This is a genomic window from Staphylococcus sp. GDY8P72P, from assembly GCF_016890655.1.
Taxonomy (GTDB): Bacteria; Bacillota; Bacilli; order Staphylococcales; family Staphylococcaceae; genus Staphylococcus; species Staphylococcus arlettae.
The window spans coordinates 149,777-165,040 of the sequence record NZ_JAFEQJ010000005.1; the positions used below are offsets into that span (position 1 = coordinate 149,777).

Genomic DNA, 15,264 nt, shown 5'->3' on the forward strand with positions numbered 1-15,264 from the left:
ATCTACTCTTTTTAAATTTAATGTTTGACTTTAATACCTATAGGGGGTATATTGAAGACAAGATAACACATTAGGAGGGAACTCAGAGATGGCTACTTCTCATAAAACTACGTTTGGTATTACCGGTATGACTTGTACTGCTTGTGCCAATCGCATAGAAAAAAATTTGAATAAATTGCCTGATGTCGTTGCAACGGTCAACCCTACAACAGAAAAAGCGACTGTAGACTATGATCCTAATTCTACGTCACTCGAAACTATCACTGAAACCGTTCAAAATACTGGTTATGGGGTAATTACCGAAACAACTGAACTCGATGTTTTAGGTATGACGTGTGCTGCTTGTTCTACTCGTGTAGAAAAAATACTTAATCGTACAGATGGTGTATCACAGGCCAATGTGAATCTAACTACAGAACAAGCTAACATTGCGTACAATCCAGAAGTCACTACGCCAGAAGCGTTAATTGCTCGTATACAAAATATCGGGTACGATGCGCAACTAAAAGCAACAGCTGGAGATAAAGTTTCTCAAAAAAGTAAAGAGCTAAAGCGTAAACGATTGAAACTTATTATTTCAGCCATACTCTCGTTACCACTACTCTTGACCATGTTTGTTCATTTATTTAATTTGCCAATGCCCGCCATCTTAATGAATCCATACTTTCAATTAACCTTAGCTACTATTGTACAATTTGGTATTGGTTGGCAATTTTATATAGGTGCCTACAAAAGTTTACGTAGTGGTTCGGCTAACATGGATGTATTAGTAGCATTAGGTACAAGTGCTGCTTACTTCTATAGTCTATTTGAAACTATAAAATGGATTGTCCAACCACAAATCACACCACATCTTTATTTTGAAACAAGTGCAGTATTGATCACACTTATCTTATTAGGTAAATATTTAGAAGCACGTGCTAAATCTCAAACGACTAATGCTTTAAGTACATTGTTAAATTTACAAGCTAAAGAAGCACGCGTAATTCGTAATGGTACTACGCAAATGATCCCATTAAAAGAAGTTGTTGTTGGCGATCATCTTATTGTTAAACCAGGAGAAAAAATACCTGTCGATGGACTTGTGATTAAAGGTACTACTTCTATTGACACTTCAATGATTACAGGTGAATCTATGCCAGTAACTAAATTTGAAAATGATGAAGTCATAGGTTCCACTATGAATAAAAATGGTGTCATTACTATGGAAGCAACGAAAGTAGGCAAAGATACAGCGCTATCTTCTATAGTACAAGTGGTCGAACAAGCACAAGGCTCTAAAGCACCTATTCAACGCCTAGCAGACACTATTTCCGGTTATTTTGTACCCATTGTAGTAGCGATTGCTATACTAACATTTATCGTATGGATCACTTTAGTACAAGTTGGACAAATCGAACATGCTCTAGTTGCATCTATTGCAGTTTTAGTAATCGCTTGTCCATGTGCCTTAGGTTTAGCTACACCAACTTCAATCATGGTAGGCACAGGAAAAGCAGCAGAACATGGTATATTATTTAAGGGTGGTTCTTATATTGAGCATACTCATAATATCAATACCATCGTCTTAGACAAAACAGGCACAATTACAAAAGGAACACCTGAAGTAACTGATTTTACTGGTTCAAATACTACATTACAATTATTGGCCAGTGCTGAACAGGGCTCCGAACATCCATTAGCTGAAGCAATAGTCACTTATGCTCAACAGCACGAAATAACATTATCACAACCTGAGACGTTCGAAGCATTGCCTGGCAAAGGCATTGTCGCTACAGTCGACAACCATACTATTCTCATTGGCAATCGTCAATTAATGGATCAGTATGACGTAGATATTTCAATGGCTAATAACACTATGCAAAATTATGAAGATGCCGGTAAAACAACTATGCTTATTGCAATTAACAAAGAATATAGTGGCTTAATCGCAGTCGCTGATACAGTGAAAGCTACAGCACAACAAGCGATTGAGTTACTACATCAACAAAATATCGAGGTCGTAATGTTAACTGGTGATAATCAACGTACTGCACACGCTATAGCACAACAAGTGGGCATTGATACAGTTATTGCTGACGTCGTACCTGAAGAAAAAGCAGCAGTCATCGAGTCACTGCAACAACAAAATAAAAAAGTAGCAATGGTTGGCGATGGAATTAATGATGCACCTGCCTTAGTAACAGCTGATATAGGTATTGCTATTGGTACAGGTACCGAAGTGGCAATAGAAGCTGCTGATATTACAGTTTTAGGTGGCGATTTATTACTCTTACCAAAAGCACTCTATACAAGTAAGGCTACAATACGTAATATACGCCAAAATCTGTTTTGGGCTTTCGGTTATAATGTTGCAGGCATACCAATTGCTGCTCTAGGATTATTAGCTCCATGGGTTGCTGGCGCAGCAATGGCCTTAAGTTCAGTCAGTGTCGTAACCAATGCTTTACGTTTGAAACGCATGAAATTATAGCAGTATGCTATTAAAAGGAGGTGATTCATATGACAACTGAAACAATTCAAGTTGAAGGTATGAGTTGTGACCATTGTAAACAAGCTGTAGAAGGCGCATTAACAAAATTATCTGGTGTCTCAACTGCGAAAGTTGACTTAACAGCTGGTAATGTCCAAGTTGATTATGATAACGACCAAGTTGAAGTCACAGATATGAAATCTGCAATTGAAGATCAAGGTTATGATGTCCAATAGGGAGTGGGACAGAAATCTGATTTTGAATAAATGATTTCGTCGTCCCACCCCGGCAAGGATGACTAGCGTTGAAAAAAGCTCGGTTTAAAGCGCATTTTCAATGCAGTCAGCTACTGCCAATACAAAAAGAGAGTGGGACAAATCAATATTGTCCCACTCTCTTTTTAATGATATAAATGTGCGATACTTTGCAATCGTTGTATTGCCACGGCTAACTGTTCATCATCAATTGCCAAAGACATACGTACATAGTGATGACCATTGTCCCCAAATGGAAAACCCGGTGCAACCAAAATAGATTGTTCCTGTAACAAATATTCTACAAATCCTTCTCCGTCAAAGTGTGGAGGTGTTTTCAACCATAAAAATATGCCACCCCTCATTGGTTCAAATGGTATGTCAACGTCAGCTAATGCACGTGTGATATCATCACGTCGTTGTCGGAATTTATTATTTTGTTGTTCTAAAAATGCATCATAATGATTGAGCGCGTAAGTAGCTGTATCTTGTAACGCACCAAACATGCCAGCATGTGTATGTGATTGATATTTTTTCAAAGCTTGAATAATATCCTTATTTCCTACGGCGAAACCTACCCGAAAACCTGACATATTATAGCCTTTAGAAAGAGAATATATTTCCACTGCTAACTCTTTTGCACCGTCTACTTGTAATATACTAGGATTTTTACTATCAAAACCAAACGCACTATAAGCAAAATCATGTACAATTTTAGTTTTGGTATTCTGAAATTGCGTAACTGCCTCTTTAAACACCTCGAGCGTAGCAACCGACCCCGTTGGATTATTAGGGTAAGTTAAATATACTAACCGCGTGTTTAACAACACATCTTGTGATATTTGTTGCCATTTTGGTAAATAATCAGGTGCTGTTAAATTCAACTTTTTAGGGATGGCATCAGCTAACTGGACACCCGCTAAATAATCAGCATAACCTGGGTCTGGCAATAATACATATTCCCCTGGATTTACAATAACAGTTGGCAAAGCTACCAAACCATTTTTAGTACCATATAAAATACACACTTCTGTATTGGCATCTAATGCTACACCATAATGACGTTGATAAAAATCAACTATCGCTTGTTTCAAACTCTCTTTACCATGAAATGCTACATATTTTTGATTCTCTGGTTCTTGCACTGCTTTGATAAATTTATTAACGATTCCATCAGGTGTATCACCATCTGGAATACCTACAGCTAAATTAATCAATGGTAAAGGGCCATGTGGCACTTTTTGTCCCATCGTTTTACCAAAATAACTATCGGGTATTTGTGCTAATCTGTCAGACATTGCCATTATTACTCCCCCTATGTATCTTTATATCAGAAATGTGCCGATATAGTGATGAAGTTCAATACATCTTACTTTTTACTTATCTGAATATTCTAACATATTAATACTAAAAAAAGACTACTCAATTGAGTAGTCTTTAGCTTTATACTGAGGTAAATTTTACCACCAGTTGTTTGAAGAACGGAAGTCTAACGCAGCTTCTACTGAACCATAACGTTCGTTAGCGTAGTTGATCATACCTTTAGTTTGTTCAGCAACTGAACCAGTTCCCCAAGATTCTTTAGTTTGACCTAAACCTCTGTATCCTAATTCGTTAACAGCATTTGGGTTACCGCTTGATTCAGGCATTACGATTGTATTCCACATAGCTTCTGTACCACCAGCAGCTAAGAATTGAGCTTTAGTTGATCCACCAGTTGAAGCTGATGAAGAGCTTGTGCTTGCTGAAGTTGAAGTTTTTGTAGTTGTTTGTGCTGGAGCACTTTCAGTTTTAACTGAAGTTGAAGCACTTGTTTGTTCTGTTTGAACTTCGTTAGTTGTTTCAGCTTTAGGAGCTTCTACTGCTTTAGGAGCTTCTACTGAAGCGTTAGATTGGCTTGAAGCTTGTGCTTGAGGTGCTTGTACATCTGTTGATGTTTGAGCTGAAGATCCGCCGTCATAGCTCCAAGTCCAAGTAGTACCATTTGATTCGAAGTTGAATGAATGACCATTGTAGTTAAAGTCATAGTCATATGAACCAGAATGTACTGGTTTTTCATTTAATTCTTGAGCATTGCTTAATGCTAACTCAGCTAAATGAGCTTTATCAATGTTTTGTTCAGAAGCGTCAGCTTGGTTGCTGTTCGCTGCATATCCTGTTACACCTAATGCTACTGCTAATGATGATGCTAAAACTGTCTTTTTCATAATAAAATAAATCCTCCAATATTTTGTTTCGTAAAACTCTATTTTAAGTTTATAAATTTCGTATGTGCTAATTTCAATTTTTTAACGATTTGTTTTTCGACAAGAATTAATATACCATAAATCCAGCAAATTTGTATTACACTCAAATAACAAATCGTTTACAAAACATGTTCATTGTATGACATCATTTACTAATTGTTACTTTGAATAACAATCGCCTGACAGAATAGCATTTCCAGCACTTCAATCAAACTTGTCATAATAGCATTGAAATGACTACAAATCTAATTTATTTATTGTCAGAAAAATTACAACGTCTCACTCTGTTACATTCTTGTAATATTTCTGACGCTAATTTTGCTCTAATTATTAAGCTATCTACTAATTTTTCTGTAAGCCAAAGCAAGATTCACAAAATTCCAAGCAATAGTATTGTATTTTCGCACCAGTAATATTACACTAATAGTGAGAAAACGTTTCCTTTGGTATAAACGCGAGTTGGCACTTCCTGTTAGTTAAACGAATAACGATATATTTGGGAGGGATTAACATGGTTGCTCATGAAAAAGATTTAATCAAAGTAGACAAAAACAATGAAACACGCTCTAATAGTATTTCTGTAATGATAGACGAAGGCGGTTTAGGTGCTGATCAATATTATCAAATTGACAAGCACAAACGAAACCAATATGAAGCTATATTCAGACAAAAATCTAATACAGAGCTTGTAGATCTACTCATTACTAGTGCGGGAGAAAATGACAATACTAAATTCAACAATTCTTTACTTGCACTCCAAAATGAAGTACTACGCCGTATGAATCATTAAAACACTCTGCCAAACGATAACAGGGAAGTAACGTCTTCACGTTACTTCCCTATTTGTATGCTCAAATCACTAAGCTAAAAATTTAAAAATATCTCTACTATATAATTTCAAAACCTTCATATATAAAGTATTAATTACAAAACCAATAATAAAAGGTATCACTAAAAATACTAAGATGACAGTTATTAAATTTAATAATGGTGAACCATCCATCAATCTAAAGGATGTTATAGGTCCTACCATACCTACAATTCCAAAGCCCGCAGATTCTTTTGTTCCTTCAATGCCTAACAATCCGCCAACAAAACCAGTTAGAATAGCGGTGGTAAGGATTGGTAATAAAATAATTGGATGCCTTACCATGTTAGGTATCATCATTTTAACGCCACCTAAAAATATAGTCAGTGGCACACCTGCTCGGTTGATCTTTATTGTTCCTGCAACTAGCGCTGCTTCACAGGCTACGATACCTAGAGAAGCTGAACCTGCTGCAACACCACTTATACCTATAGCTAATGCTGTAGCTACTGTGGAAATAGGTGAAATAATAAGAAAACTAAATACCATAGCTATAAGTATGGACATGAGTATTGGTTGTAAATCAGTAAATGTATTGACGAGATTTCCAATACCTGTAGTTATTAATTGCACATAAGGCAAAATAATCAAACCTATAAAACTAGCAATAACACCAACAAATGTTGGCATAATTATTAATGTCAAACTACCAAAGCGTTCCCCAATAACTAATATAAAAAACACTGCAATTGCTGCAGTAAGCATAGTATTTATTAAATCTCCTACCCCTACTAAGAGTACTGCTCCATTTTTAAATTGTGCTACGCCACTCCCTACAAAAGCAGAACTTGCAACCACAGCAGTAGACAGAGGCGTCAGTTGGAAACGCATGGCTATTAAAGCACCTACTAATAACGGCACTGTAAATTGAATGCCTTGCACAACTTGTAATAACATTTGAAAAATTTCATGTTTAGGTGCTAATACTTTAAATAATTCGCCTAATATCGCATTAGGTATTAACCCCGCAATAATAGCAATAGCTACCCCAGAAAGTACATTATATAAAAATTGTTTAGGACTGACTTTAATCATGTGTGGTACCTCCAAATTATGAAATGTACCTATCAATATAACATACATTCTGAATTTTCAGAATATTTATTTTAACTAACTCTAAACTACATTTGATAGAGTGTTTGTCTACTAAAAAATCTATAATTGTATTTACTCATTTGTTAACACTAAACCTTGAGTCGCGTTTTCGTAAAAATTAAGTTTTTTCAACGTATTACCAGTTGGCAAGTTAAGCTCAAATTGTTCCCAAATCCAAAATGCAATATTTTCAGCAGTCGTATTCATCTCGGGTAATGTTTCATTGAGTAATTGTTTATCTAAATACGGTGCTAAATATTGTTTATAAATTTTATCTACTACATTAAAATCTAAAGCTAAACCATAATCGTCAATTGGAGATAAGATTTCTATATCGAACTTGTAAGTGTGCATGGCTAAATCTATATGCTTCGTTTGAGAAAAGTAGATACGATTATCACATTTAAATTCATAATAATTTTTAATGCGAACAGACTGATTTTTATATTGAAATTGTTTAGGTGGTTGAACATTGTTAAATTTATTCATGTTAAAACACTTCCTTTTATTTCTTTATAATATCTATACCCAAAATACAAAATAGTAAATTTCAAGACTAACTACGATGATTAAAACATACTAAAGAAGGAAATTAACATACTAGATATTATATTCAGTTAAGAGCGACAATTACTATTACTTACATGGAGGTTTTAAAAATGCATATAAAATGCGAAAGAATCTATGCTAAACAACAATCTAAAGGCATTCGTATCTTAGTGGATCGTGTGTGGCCACGTGGTGTATCAAAAGAAAATGCTAATTTAGACTATTGGTTAAAAGATATCGCCCCATCTCCTACATTACGTAAATGGTTTAACCATGATCCAAATAAATTTGAAGAATTTAAAGCTTCTTATCTCAAGGAACTAGAATCTAATGATGCACAAAAAACAGAAGTCCAAAACATTCAAGACATCTTAAAAAACAATGACAATGATTTGTTATTACTGTATGGGGCAAAAGATGAAACTTATAATCACGCTGTAGTATTACGTTCATTTTTAGAAGAGAGGTTATCACAATGACAACTTCAAATATGATTGAATTGTCTCATCCTTGTATTAAACAACTAATAACACAAGATGCGCAACTGGCAAAACTGATAAAACACATCGGGCCAATTACATTTCCTAAGCGACCAAGTCCGCTAAAATCTATAATACGCTCAATCATCGGTCAACAAATCACTGTAAAGTTAGCACAAACGATTTTTCAAAGCTTAACTGAGACAGTGAATGATGATTGGTCAATAGCATCATTATCTAAGTTATCAGCTACAAAACTACAAGAACTAGGATTATCACGAGCGAAAACGCAGTGCATTATAGCACTATTAGAGCATGTGCAAGCTGGTAACATAGATTTCCAAAAGCTACCTTATTTATCGAACACAGCAGTCACTCGCAACTTGACACAAGTGAAAGGTATAGGTCAATGGACTGCGGAAATATATCTTATATTCACCTTACACCGAATAGATATTCTTCCTGTGAAAGATGTCGGTTTGCAACGTGCAGCTCAATGGTTATATCAACCAACAAATACAACTAAAGCTGAAACTTTAAAACAATGTAATCAACGATGGACTGGGTGCCAAACAATAGGTGCGCTTTATTTATGGGAAGCCATCCGACGCGGGTACTTAGAATATGATCATATTGATGTACTTTAATATGTCACAATTATGCATCATATAAACTACGTTCACCTTCTGGTAGTTGCTCTATATAGTTTTTAGGGTCTTCTGCGTAATCATTGCCTATACCGCCTTGCATTCTTTGAAAATGTAAATGTGGTCCTGTAGTTTGTTTACCAGTATTACCTGAAAGTGCAATAACTTGCCCCGGTTTTACCGTATCTCCTTCTTTGACTTTATAATCATTTAGATGCATATACCATTGATAATAATTGCCATTACTTTCAGTGATTTGTAACACTTTACCGCCAAACTCATTATCAAATAAACGCGTAACTGTACCATGTGTTACAGCTTTTACTGGTGTATCTTCTGCCAAATGATAATCTATACCATAATGTTTTGCGTTATTTCCAAAATCACTGCGTTCGTATTCACCAAAATTCTCAGTTTCTCTACTAAAATTGAAAAATTGCTGTGATTCTGAATCTTGTCCTGTTTCTGTCACAGTATATTTTTCATTCACATCCTCTATCCAATGTTTAATTGGCTCAAAATAATAAATGACTGTAAATAAAGGAATTAAAAACAACAGAAATATAACTATAGCGTTAATATGATTTTTCAAGTTGATAAATCACCTTTCTTAAAATTTCTGTGGTCATTAAGTATACTTATTATAGCTTTGCAATGCTAGTTAATAGTCCTCAAATCCCACTCATACTTTAGTTGGAATAAAGTATTAAAAAAACCGTAAGTAGTAATCACGACTTACGGTAAAGGGTTTTACAAGTTATAATCTGCTAATAATTGCTCCATCACTTGCCAAATGGCCTCAACATTAACATCTACAGCAAAATAAGCATTCTTTTCCCCATCAGTTACATTATTCAAATCGACAGACATCGTACCATATGTGAGTGCGGAATGATGTTCAATAGCAATATGCGTATGTTGCATTTTGAACAATTCTGGTTTAATCAAATATAAAATTGCACATGCATCGTGAATAGGACCGCCATCCATGTCAAAGTGTGTTTTATACGTAGACTTAAAGAATTTCAGTAACTCAACTACAAAGCCTGCGACATCATTATTAATCAGCGCAAAACGTTGAATAATATCATCTGTAGCAAGTACTTGATGTGTTACATCTAATCCAAACACATTAATTCTCGCTCCACAATTAAACACGCGTTGCGCCGCTTCAGCATCGGCCCAAATATTAAATTCAGCTGTGGGCGTCCAATTGCCGAAAGTACCTCCACCCATTATAGTGATTGATTTGATATTTTGTACTATTTTAGCATCTCGAATTAATGCCGTCGCAATATTAGTCAATGGTCCCGTGGCTACAATTGTGACTGGCACATCACTATTTTTAACAGCATCAATGATAACATCTGCAGCATGATGTGGTGTAGCATGGTGGCGTGGTGTTTCAGGTAACTTAGGACCGTCTAAACCAGTTACACCATGAATTTCTTCTGCAAATGATGGCTCCTTAATCAATGGTCGTGATGCACCCATAGAAACTGGAATTTCTCCTTTGCCCATAATATCTAACACATTCAATGCATTACGTGTATTTTTACTCACTGCTTGATTACCAGATACGGTAGTCACAGCTAAAATTTCCAAGTGACTTGTTCGAGCGCCTGCTAAGATCATAGCAATGGCATCATCATGTCCTGGGTCACAATCCATAATAATTTTTTCACTCATTATACTCACCTCTATATTTTTCAATAAATTGCTATGTTACAACTTATTTTGTTTTAATTTGTGTCGTTGTTTGAAATAAAATAATGTGATAATAACAAACCATAAAGGGGCTAAAATAACGCCAATACGTGTGCTTGGATTAATAAATAATACGCAAAATATAAACGCAAAAAAGACGATAATACTAAGCGCCATTATCTTACCACCAGGTAGTTTATAGTTACTTTGTGCATGTAATTGTGGATACTTTTTAGCATATCTATAATATGCTAGGGTGATTAACGTCCAAATTACTATATTCAATACTGTGGAAACTGTACTGATATATACAAACACTGCTGTTGCATTAGGGATAAAATAGTTTAGTAAGACCGCAATAGATAAACATGCACATGAAACAAGTAGTGCATTCATTGGTATACCTTTGCGATTTGTTATACCTAACCTTTCAGGTGCTTGCTTTCTATCAGCTAAACCAAACAGCGTTCGACTATTAGAAAAGATACCACTATTACATGCAGAAGCAGCTGCAGTTAAAACAACGAAATTAATAATACCAGCCGCAAAAGGGATACCGATTAAAGCAAATAATCTTACAAATGGACTGTCATTAGGGTCTAACTCATTCCATGGAATAATAGAAATAATAACAGCTAACGCGCCAATGTAAAAAATTAAAATACGAAATGGTACATTATTTATTGCCTGTGGTATGGTTTTATGTGGATTTTTAGTTTCACCTGCTGTAATACCAATCAATTCAATACCTACAAATGAAAATATGGCCATCTGGAAAGACATTAAAAAACCTGAAGCTCCATTCGGAAACAGACCGCCATGACTATAAATATTACTAACACTTGCTTGACCATATGGTGTTTTTACTGCCATTACCACCATTACAATACCTACTACTATTAAAGCGATAATAGTAACTACTTTGATAATCGCAAACCAAAATTCTAATTCTCCAAACATTCGAGTACTTAGTAAGTTAAACGCTAATAATAATAAAATACAAGCTAAAGCTGTGATCCAATTAGGTATTTGTGGCACCCAAAACGACACATATTTAGCAACAGCTGTAACTTCAGCCATACCTGATACAGTCCAAGTTAACCAATATGTCCACCCAGTGATAAAACCAGCAAGTGGTCCAACATATTCATTAGTTATGTCTGCAAATGAATTAAATTTCGTGTTGGATAATAACATTTCACCCATTGCTCGCATAAACATAAATAAGACAAAGCCAACAATTATATAGGTTAACAATATAGATGGACCAGCTAAATGAATGGATTGACCTGCCCCTAAAAATAATCCTGTACCAATTGCTCCACCTATCGCAATTAACTGAATATGACGATTACTTAACTCTCTATGTAATTTTGTTTCCATTGTTTTCCCCCTTGTAACAATAGACAGATAAAATCATTATGATTTTACCTCACACTTCATACCCCTATAACTATTCTTACCTTTGAACAGTTAATATAAAATATTATTCCCTTTTTTTAATTTTTGAAAACGCCTTCATAAATTTTATTTTTAGTATTTAAAAAAGTAGTTGTTTATTTGTATTCAAACCATATTATTTATTTATTAAACATTTATTGCAATTAGTGAATAAAGTGATAAATTTAAAATAATAATATAATTAACGAGGTGTTTTAATGAAAGCTATCTTAATTGGGGTTTTAGGAGCATTATTTTTTTCATTTACCTTTATATTAAATCATGTAATGTCCAATAATAGTGGCTCTTGGATGTTTAGCGCGTCATTGCGTTATATATTTATGTTTCCTTTGCTTCTTATTTTTGTCGCTATACACCAACGTCACCGTCATGTACATCGTCATATACGTCAAAATTTGAGTGCCTGGATACTATGGAGTACATTAGGTTTCGTCTGTTTTTACGTTCCTATAACATTTGTTGCAGATTATAGTCCTGGCTGGTTGATTTCATCTACTTGGCAATTAACTATTATTTGTGGTTTATTATTAGCACCATTATTTTACGAACAAGTTAATTACCGTAATCAAACAATTTTGATACGTGAACGTATCTCGTGGCGTTCAGTAGCTATTTCCAGCATTATGATTGTCGGTGTAATTCTGGTACAAATTCCCAACGCAACTTCTATTAAATTTACGACTTTCTTATTATCAGTAGTACCTTTAGTTATTGCAGGCTTTTGTTATCCTTTAGGGAATAGAAAAATGATGGTGTTAGTAGATAATCAATTATCTACTTTTGAACGAATCTACGGTATGACATTAGTAACACTGCCTATTTGGCTTGTTATTTTTGTGCTAGGCGTCTCATCACACGGATTACCATCACCATCACAAACACTACAATCATTTATTGTAGCAATCTTTTCAGGCATAATTGCGACATTTTTATTCTTTTATGCTACTAATCTAGTGAAACATAACCAAGCAAAACTAGCTGCCGTCGAATCGACTCAAGCTATGGAAATTGTTTTCACTTTAATTGGAGAAATGTTGTTACTCGGCATCGCACTTCCAACGCCACTTAGTATTATTGGTATTATTATAATTATGTTTGGTATCATTATTTATAGTATGTCTAACGGATTAATACAAGAAAAACAAGCAGACAGCTAAATAGTGGTATTTACCTACATAAATCTCTTACATTGACAATGATTGTTGAAATAAACATAATTTAATTAACTTCTATATTCAAGGAGCGACTATAAATGACAACTACCGAATATATAGATCCACGTATTATTAGAACTAAAAAGTTATTGATGGATGCTTTCAGAAAAATAGCCAAAGAAAAAGAATTACACACCATGACTGTGAAAGATATCACTGATGAAGCAACGGTCAATCGAGCAACATTTTATGCTCATTTTATAGATAAATACGATATTATGGATTATACTTTGTCGGAAACAATTTTGAAAAATTTAAACAGTACACTTAATGTTTCATCAGAGCTCAATCATGACACACTTTGCAATATATTTATTACGATTACAAGTTATATTCAAAGTACTCATGAAGAGTGTAAATTAAACAGTGAAGCCTATGGTAAGATAGTCGAAAAGCGTATTAAAGAAGAATTAGAAGATATCTTTTTATCTTTAATTGAACAACAACATCCTAGTGAAAGCCGTGAGACGTTAGCTACAAGTGCACGTTTTTTATCATGGGGCTTATATGGTGTTGCTCATCACTGGTTTTATACAAGTAATGAGTCACCACAAGTATATATCGAAAAATCTTTACCCTTTCTAACTCAAAAAATTCTTAAGTAACGTTCAATATTTAGACGAACACTCATAACGACCCTTTAAAGCAGTTTTTTATACAAATTGACTTTGAAGGGTTTTTGAGACTTCAACTATACTCACTACTATTAATAATTTATTATGCGTAGCATGTAATATAAAGCGATAACCCGGGAAATCTTACTTCATTAATCAAGCTAACAGTATTAAAAAGGGAGTGGGACAGAANNTTTGAAAAAATGATTTCGTCGTCCCTCCCCGGCAAGGATGACTAGCATTGAAACAAGCTTGGTTTGAAGTGCATTTTCAATGCAGTCAGCTACTGCCCATATGAAAAGAGGTTTCGAATAAAATATGGAGTGATACAGAAATCTAATTTTAATAAAAAAGATTTCGTCTTCCCACCCCGGCAAGGATGACTAGCATTGAAACAAGCTTGATTTGAAGCGCAATTTCAATGCAGTCAGCTAACTGCCAATAAGGAAAGAGACTAGGACAAATCAATGATGTTCTAGCCTCCATAACGTAAACAAATCCTTTGCATTAATTTGCGAAGAGTTTGTTTATTTTTTATTTATATAGCTTTGTCAAAATAGTAGTGCTTTTTCGTATATTTACATAGTAGGAGATAATGTCGACCTATCGAATCATATGATACATATAACCCATATCCTGTTGGCAGTGATTTATGCCGACTCCTGTGGGTAAAGCACTAGCCGAAGAATACAGGCTGAGGCAGTGCCCACGGAAAGCGTGCATAAAAACTGCCAATATACCAAACAGTCAACTACTACCAATATGAAAAGAGACTAGGACAAATCAATATTGTCCCAGCCTCTTTAACACAATCTAACAAGTTATTTATATATGTTTAGCGTCTTTTTGGATAACTGTGATTATTCCTTATTGATTATGTTCATTAATAAAGTTTAATACGTCGCCAGATAAAGGCACAGCATTATTACTTTGTCCTTCAACACCACCATAATGGATGCCGATTAATTCATTACTGCTATTGAAGACTCCAGAACCAGAATTGCCACCGTAAGTACTCGCATCATATGTCATATCACCATCACCATTTGATATAATCTGACCGTTACTTTCCCACATTGTCGCTAATTCTTTATCTCCAGGATAACCAGTTATTGTAACATCATCACCTTTCTGAGCTTGTGTTGCATCACCGATTGTTGCCGGTTGCACAACATCTCCTACATGTTGCCCATTTTCATTTGGTTCGAAGTGTACTACTGCTAAATCTGCATTCCCTGGATAAGGTTCAGCACTTTTTTCTTCAAATGTACCGTTTGGATATGTAGAGGCATCTGAAGCAGCAGGTGAAAATTTCATATTACCATTTGATAAGTTCACAACGTGTTTATTGGTCAACACTGTATTTTCACCAATAACCACTCCAGTAGCTATGTTTTGACCTAAATCTGCATAGCCTACCGCCTGATAATGTCCACTAGTCGTGTTTTCGACTTGATGTCTATCGTTATTAGGTAATATGACTTCTTGCGTATTTTCTTTATCGTCTTGGCTAATTGGATAAGAAGTAGATTGTGCCTGTGATACAAAGCTGCCAGACACAATTGCCAATGCCATAATCGCGATTGACATGACTCGTGTAATAAATTTTCTCAAAATCATAATTCCTCCTTAAAATTAAGTCAAGTCCAGACTCCTG

The 15,264-nt window shown here is 34.9% G+C and carries 15 protein-coding genes; 7 read left to right on the forward strand and 8 right to left on the reverse strand.

Features of this window, described 5'->3' with window-relative positions:
- The first annotated feature begins 88 nt into the window (after nt 1-88).
- Nucleotides 89-2,473 carry a heavy metal translocating P-type ATPase gene (locus tag JVU85_RS01070; protein WP_151508072.1) on the forward strand — a complete coding sequence of 795 codons (2,385 nt, stop codon included), beginning with the start codon at nt 89-91 and terminating at the stop codon, nt 2,471-2,473.
- Nucleotides 2,474-2,502: 29 nt separating this feature from the next.
- Nucleotides 2,503-2,709 (forward strand): copper chaperone CopZ, encoded by a 207-nt coding sequence (copZ, locus tag JVU85_RS01075; RefSeq protein WP_002508806.1) that lies wholly within the window; start codon nt 2,503-2,505, stop codon nt 2,707-2,709.
- 164 nt (nt 2,710-2,873) lie between these two features.
- Here the strand turns inward: copZ and JVU85_RS01080 are convergent, their stop codons facing one another.
- Together JVU85_RS01080 and JVU85_RS01085 are read right to left on the reverse strand one after the other, a co-directional pair.
- Entirely contained in the window at nt 2,874-4,031 is a 1,158-nt protein-coding gene (locus JVU85_RS01080; RefSeq protein ID WP_107374043.1) for an aminotransferase class I/II-fold pyridoxal phosphate-dependent enzyme, read from the reverse strand.
- A 156-nt stretch (nt 4,032-4,187) separates the two neighbouring features.
- The gene (locus tag JVU85_RS01085; RefSeq protein ID WP_002508808.1) at nt 4,188-4,934 is read right to left on the reverse strand and encodes an aggregation-promoting factor C-terminal-like domain-containing protein; all 747 of its coding nucleotides are present in this window, start codon (nt 4,932-4,934) and stop codon (nt 4,188-4,190) included.
- Between the two features lie 550 nt (nt 4,935-5,484).
- Between JVU85_RS01085 and JVU85_RS01090 the strand changes: the two genes are divergently transcribed.
- Nucleotides 5,485-5,763 carry a hypothetical protein gene (locus JVU85_RS01090; protein WP_002508809.1) on the forward strand — a complete coding sequence of 93 codons (279 nt, stop codon included), beginning with the start codon at nt 5,485-5,487 and terminating at the stop codon, nt 5,761-5,763.
- A gap of 69 nt (nt 5,764-5,832) precedes the next feature.
- On the opposite strand, the gene JVU85_RS01095 is transcribed toward JVU85_RS01090, so the two are convergent.
- Nucleotides 5,833-6,876, reverse strand: a complete 1,044-nt coding sequence (locus JVU85_RS01095) for a PTS sugar transporter subunit IIC (protein WP_103388531.1) — start codon at nt 6,874-6,876, stop codon at nt 5,833-5,835.
- A 132-nt stretch (nt 6,877-7,008) separates the two neighbouring features.
- Nucleotides 7,009-7,425 (reverse strand): 6-pyruvoyl trahydropterin synthase family protein, encoded by a 417-nt coding sequence (locus tag JVU85_RS01100; RefSeq protein WP_002508811.1) that lies wholly within the window; start codon nt 7,423-7,425, stop codon nt 7,009-7,011.
- 170 nt (nt 7,426-7,595) lie between these two features.
- On the opposite strand from JVU85_RS01100, the gene JVU85_RS01105 reads away from it, so the two are divergent.
- Together JVU85_RS01105 and JVU85_RS01110 are read left to right on the forward strand one after the other, a co-directional pair.
- Nucleotides 7,596-7,964: a DUF488 domain-containing protein gene (locus tag JVU85_RS01105; protein ID WP_021459605.1), complete on the forward strand. Its 369-nt coding sequence runs from the start codon at nt 7,596-7,598 to the stop codon at nt 7,962-7,964.
- Complete coding sequence (locus JVU85_RS01110) at nt 7,961-8,611, forward strand: DNA-3-methyladenine glycosylase family protein (RefSeq protein ID WP_107374046.1); 651 nt, start codon at nt 7,961-7,963, stop codon at nt 8,609-8,611. Before JVU85_RS01105 ends, JVU85_RS01110 begins: the two co-directional genes overlap by 4 nt.
- Nucleotides 8,612-8,621: 10 nt before the next feature.
- On the opposite strand, the gene JVU85_RS01115 is transcribed toward JVU85_RS01110, so the two are convergent.
- The 3 genes from JVU85_RS01115 to JVU85_RS01125 all read right to left on the reverse strand — a co-directional run bounded on the left by JVU85_RS01115 (nt 8,622) and on the right by JVU85_RS01125 (nt 11,701).
- The gene (locus tag JVU85_RS01115) at nt 8,622-9,203 is read right to left on the reverse strand and encodes a M23 family metallopeptidase (RefSeq protein ID WP_204171515.1); all 582 of its coding nucleotides are present in this window, start codon (nt 9,201-9,203) and stop codon (nt 8,622-8,624) included.
- Between the two features lie 158 nt (nt 9,204-9,361).
- Nucleotides 9,362-10,300, reverse strand: a complete 939-nt coding sequence (locus JVU85_RS01120; protein WP_204171516.1) for a nucleoside hydrolase — start codon at nt 10,298-10,300, stop codon at nt 9,362-9,364.
- 36 nt (nt 10,301-10,336) lie between these two features.
- On the reverse strand, nt 10,337-11,701 hold the full coding sequence (locus JVU85_RS01125) for an amino acid permease (RefSeq protein WP_021459608.1): 1,365 nt from the start codon (nt 11,699-11,701) through the stop codon (nt 10,337-10,339).
- 275 nt (nt 11,702-11,976) lie between these two features.
- Between JVU85_RS01125 and JVU85_RS01130 the strand changes: the two genes are divergently transcribed.
- Both JVU85_RS01130 and JVU85_RS01135 read left to right on the forward strand, forming a co-directional pair.
- Nucleotides 11,977-12,936, forward strand: a complete 960-nt coding sequence (locus tag JVU85_RS01130; protein ID WP_021459609.1) for a DMT family transporter — start codon at nt 11,977-11,979, stop codon at nt 12,934-12,936.
- 95 nt (nt 12,937-13,031) lie between these two features.
- Nucleotides 13,032-13,598: a TetR/AcrR family transcriptional regulator gene (locus JVU85_RS01135; protein WP_002508818.1), complete on the forward strand. Its 567-nt coding sequence runs from the start codon at nt 13,032-13,034 to the stop codon at nt 13,596-13,598.
- A gap of 876 nt (nt 13,599-14,474) precedes the next feature.
- Here JVU85_RS01135 and JVU85_RS01140 read toward each other — a convergent pair.
- Nucleotides 14,475-15,227, reverse strand: coding sequence for a trypsin-like serine peptidase (locus JVU85_RS01140; protein WP_021459610.1), 753 nt, complete (start codon nt 15,225-15,227; stop codon nt 14,475-14,477).
- Nucleotides 15,228-15,264: the final 37 nt, after the last annotated feature.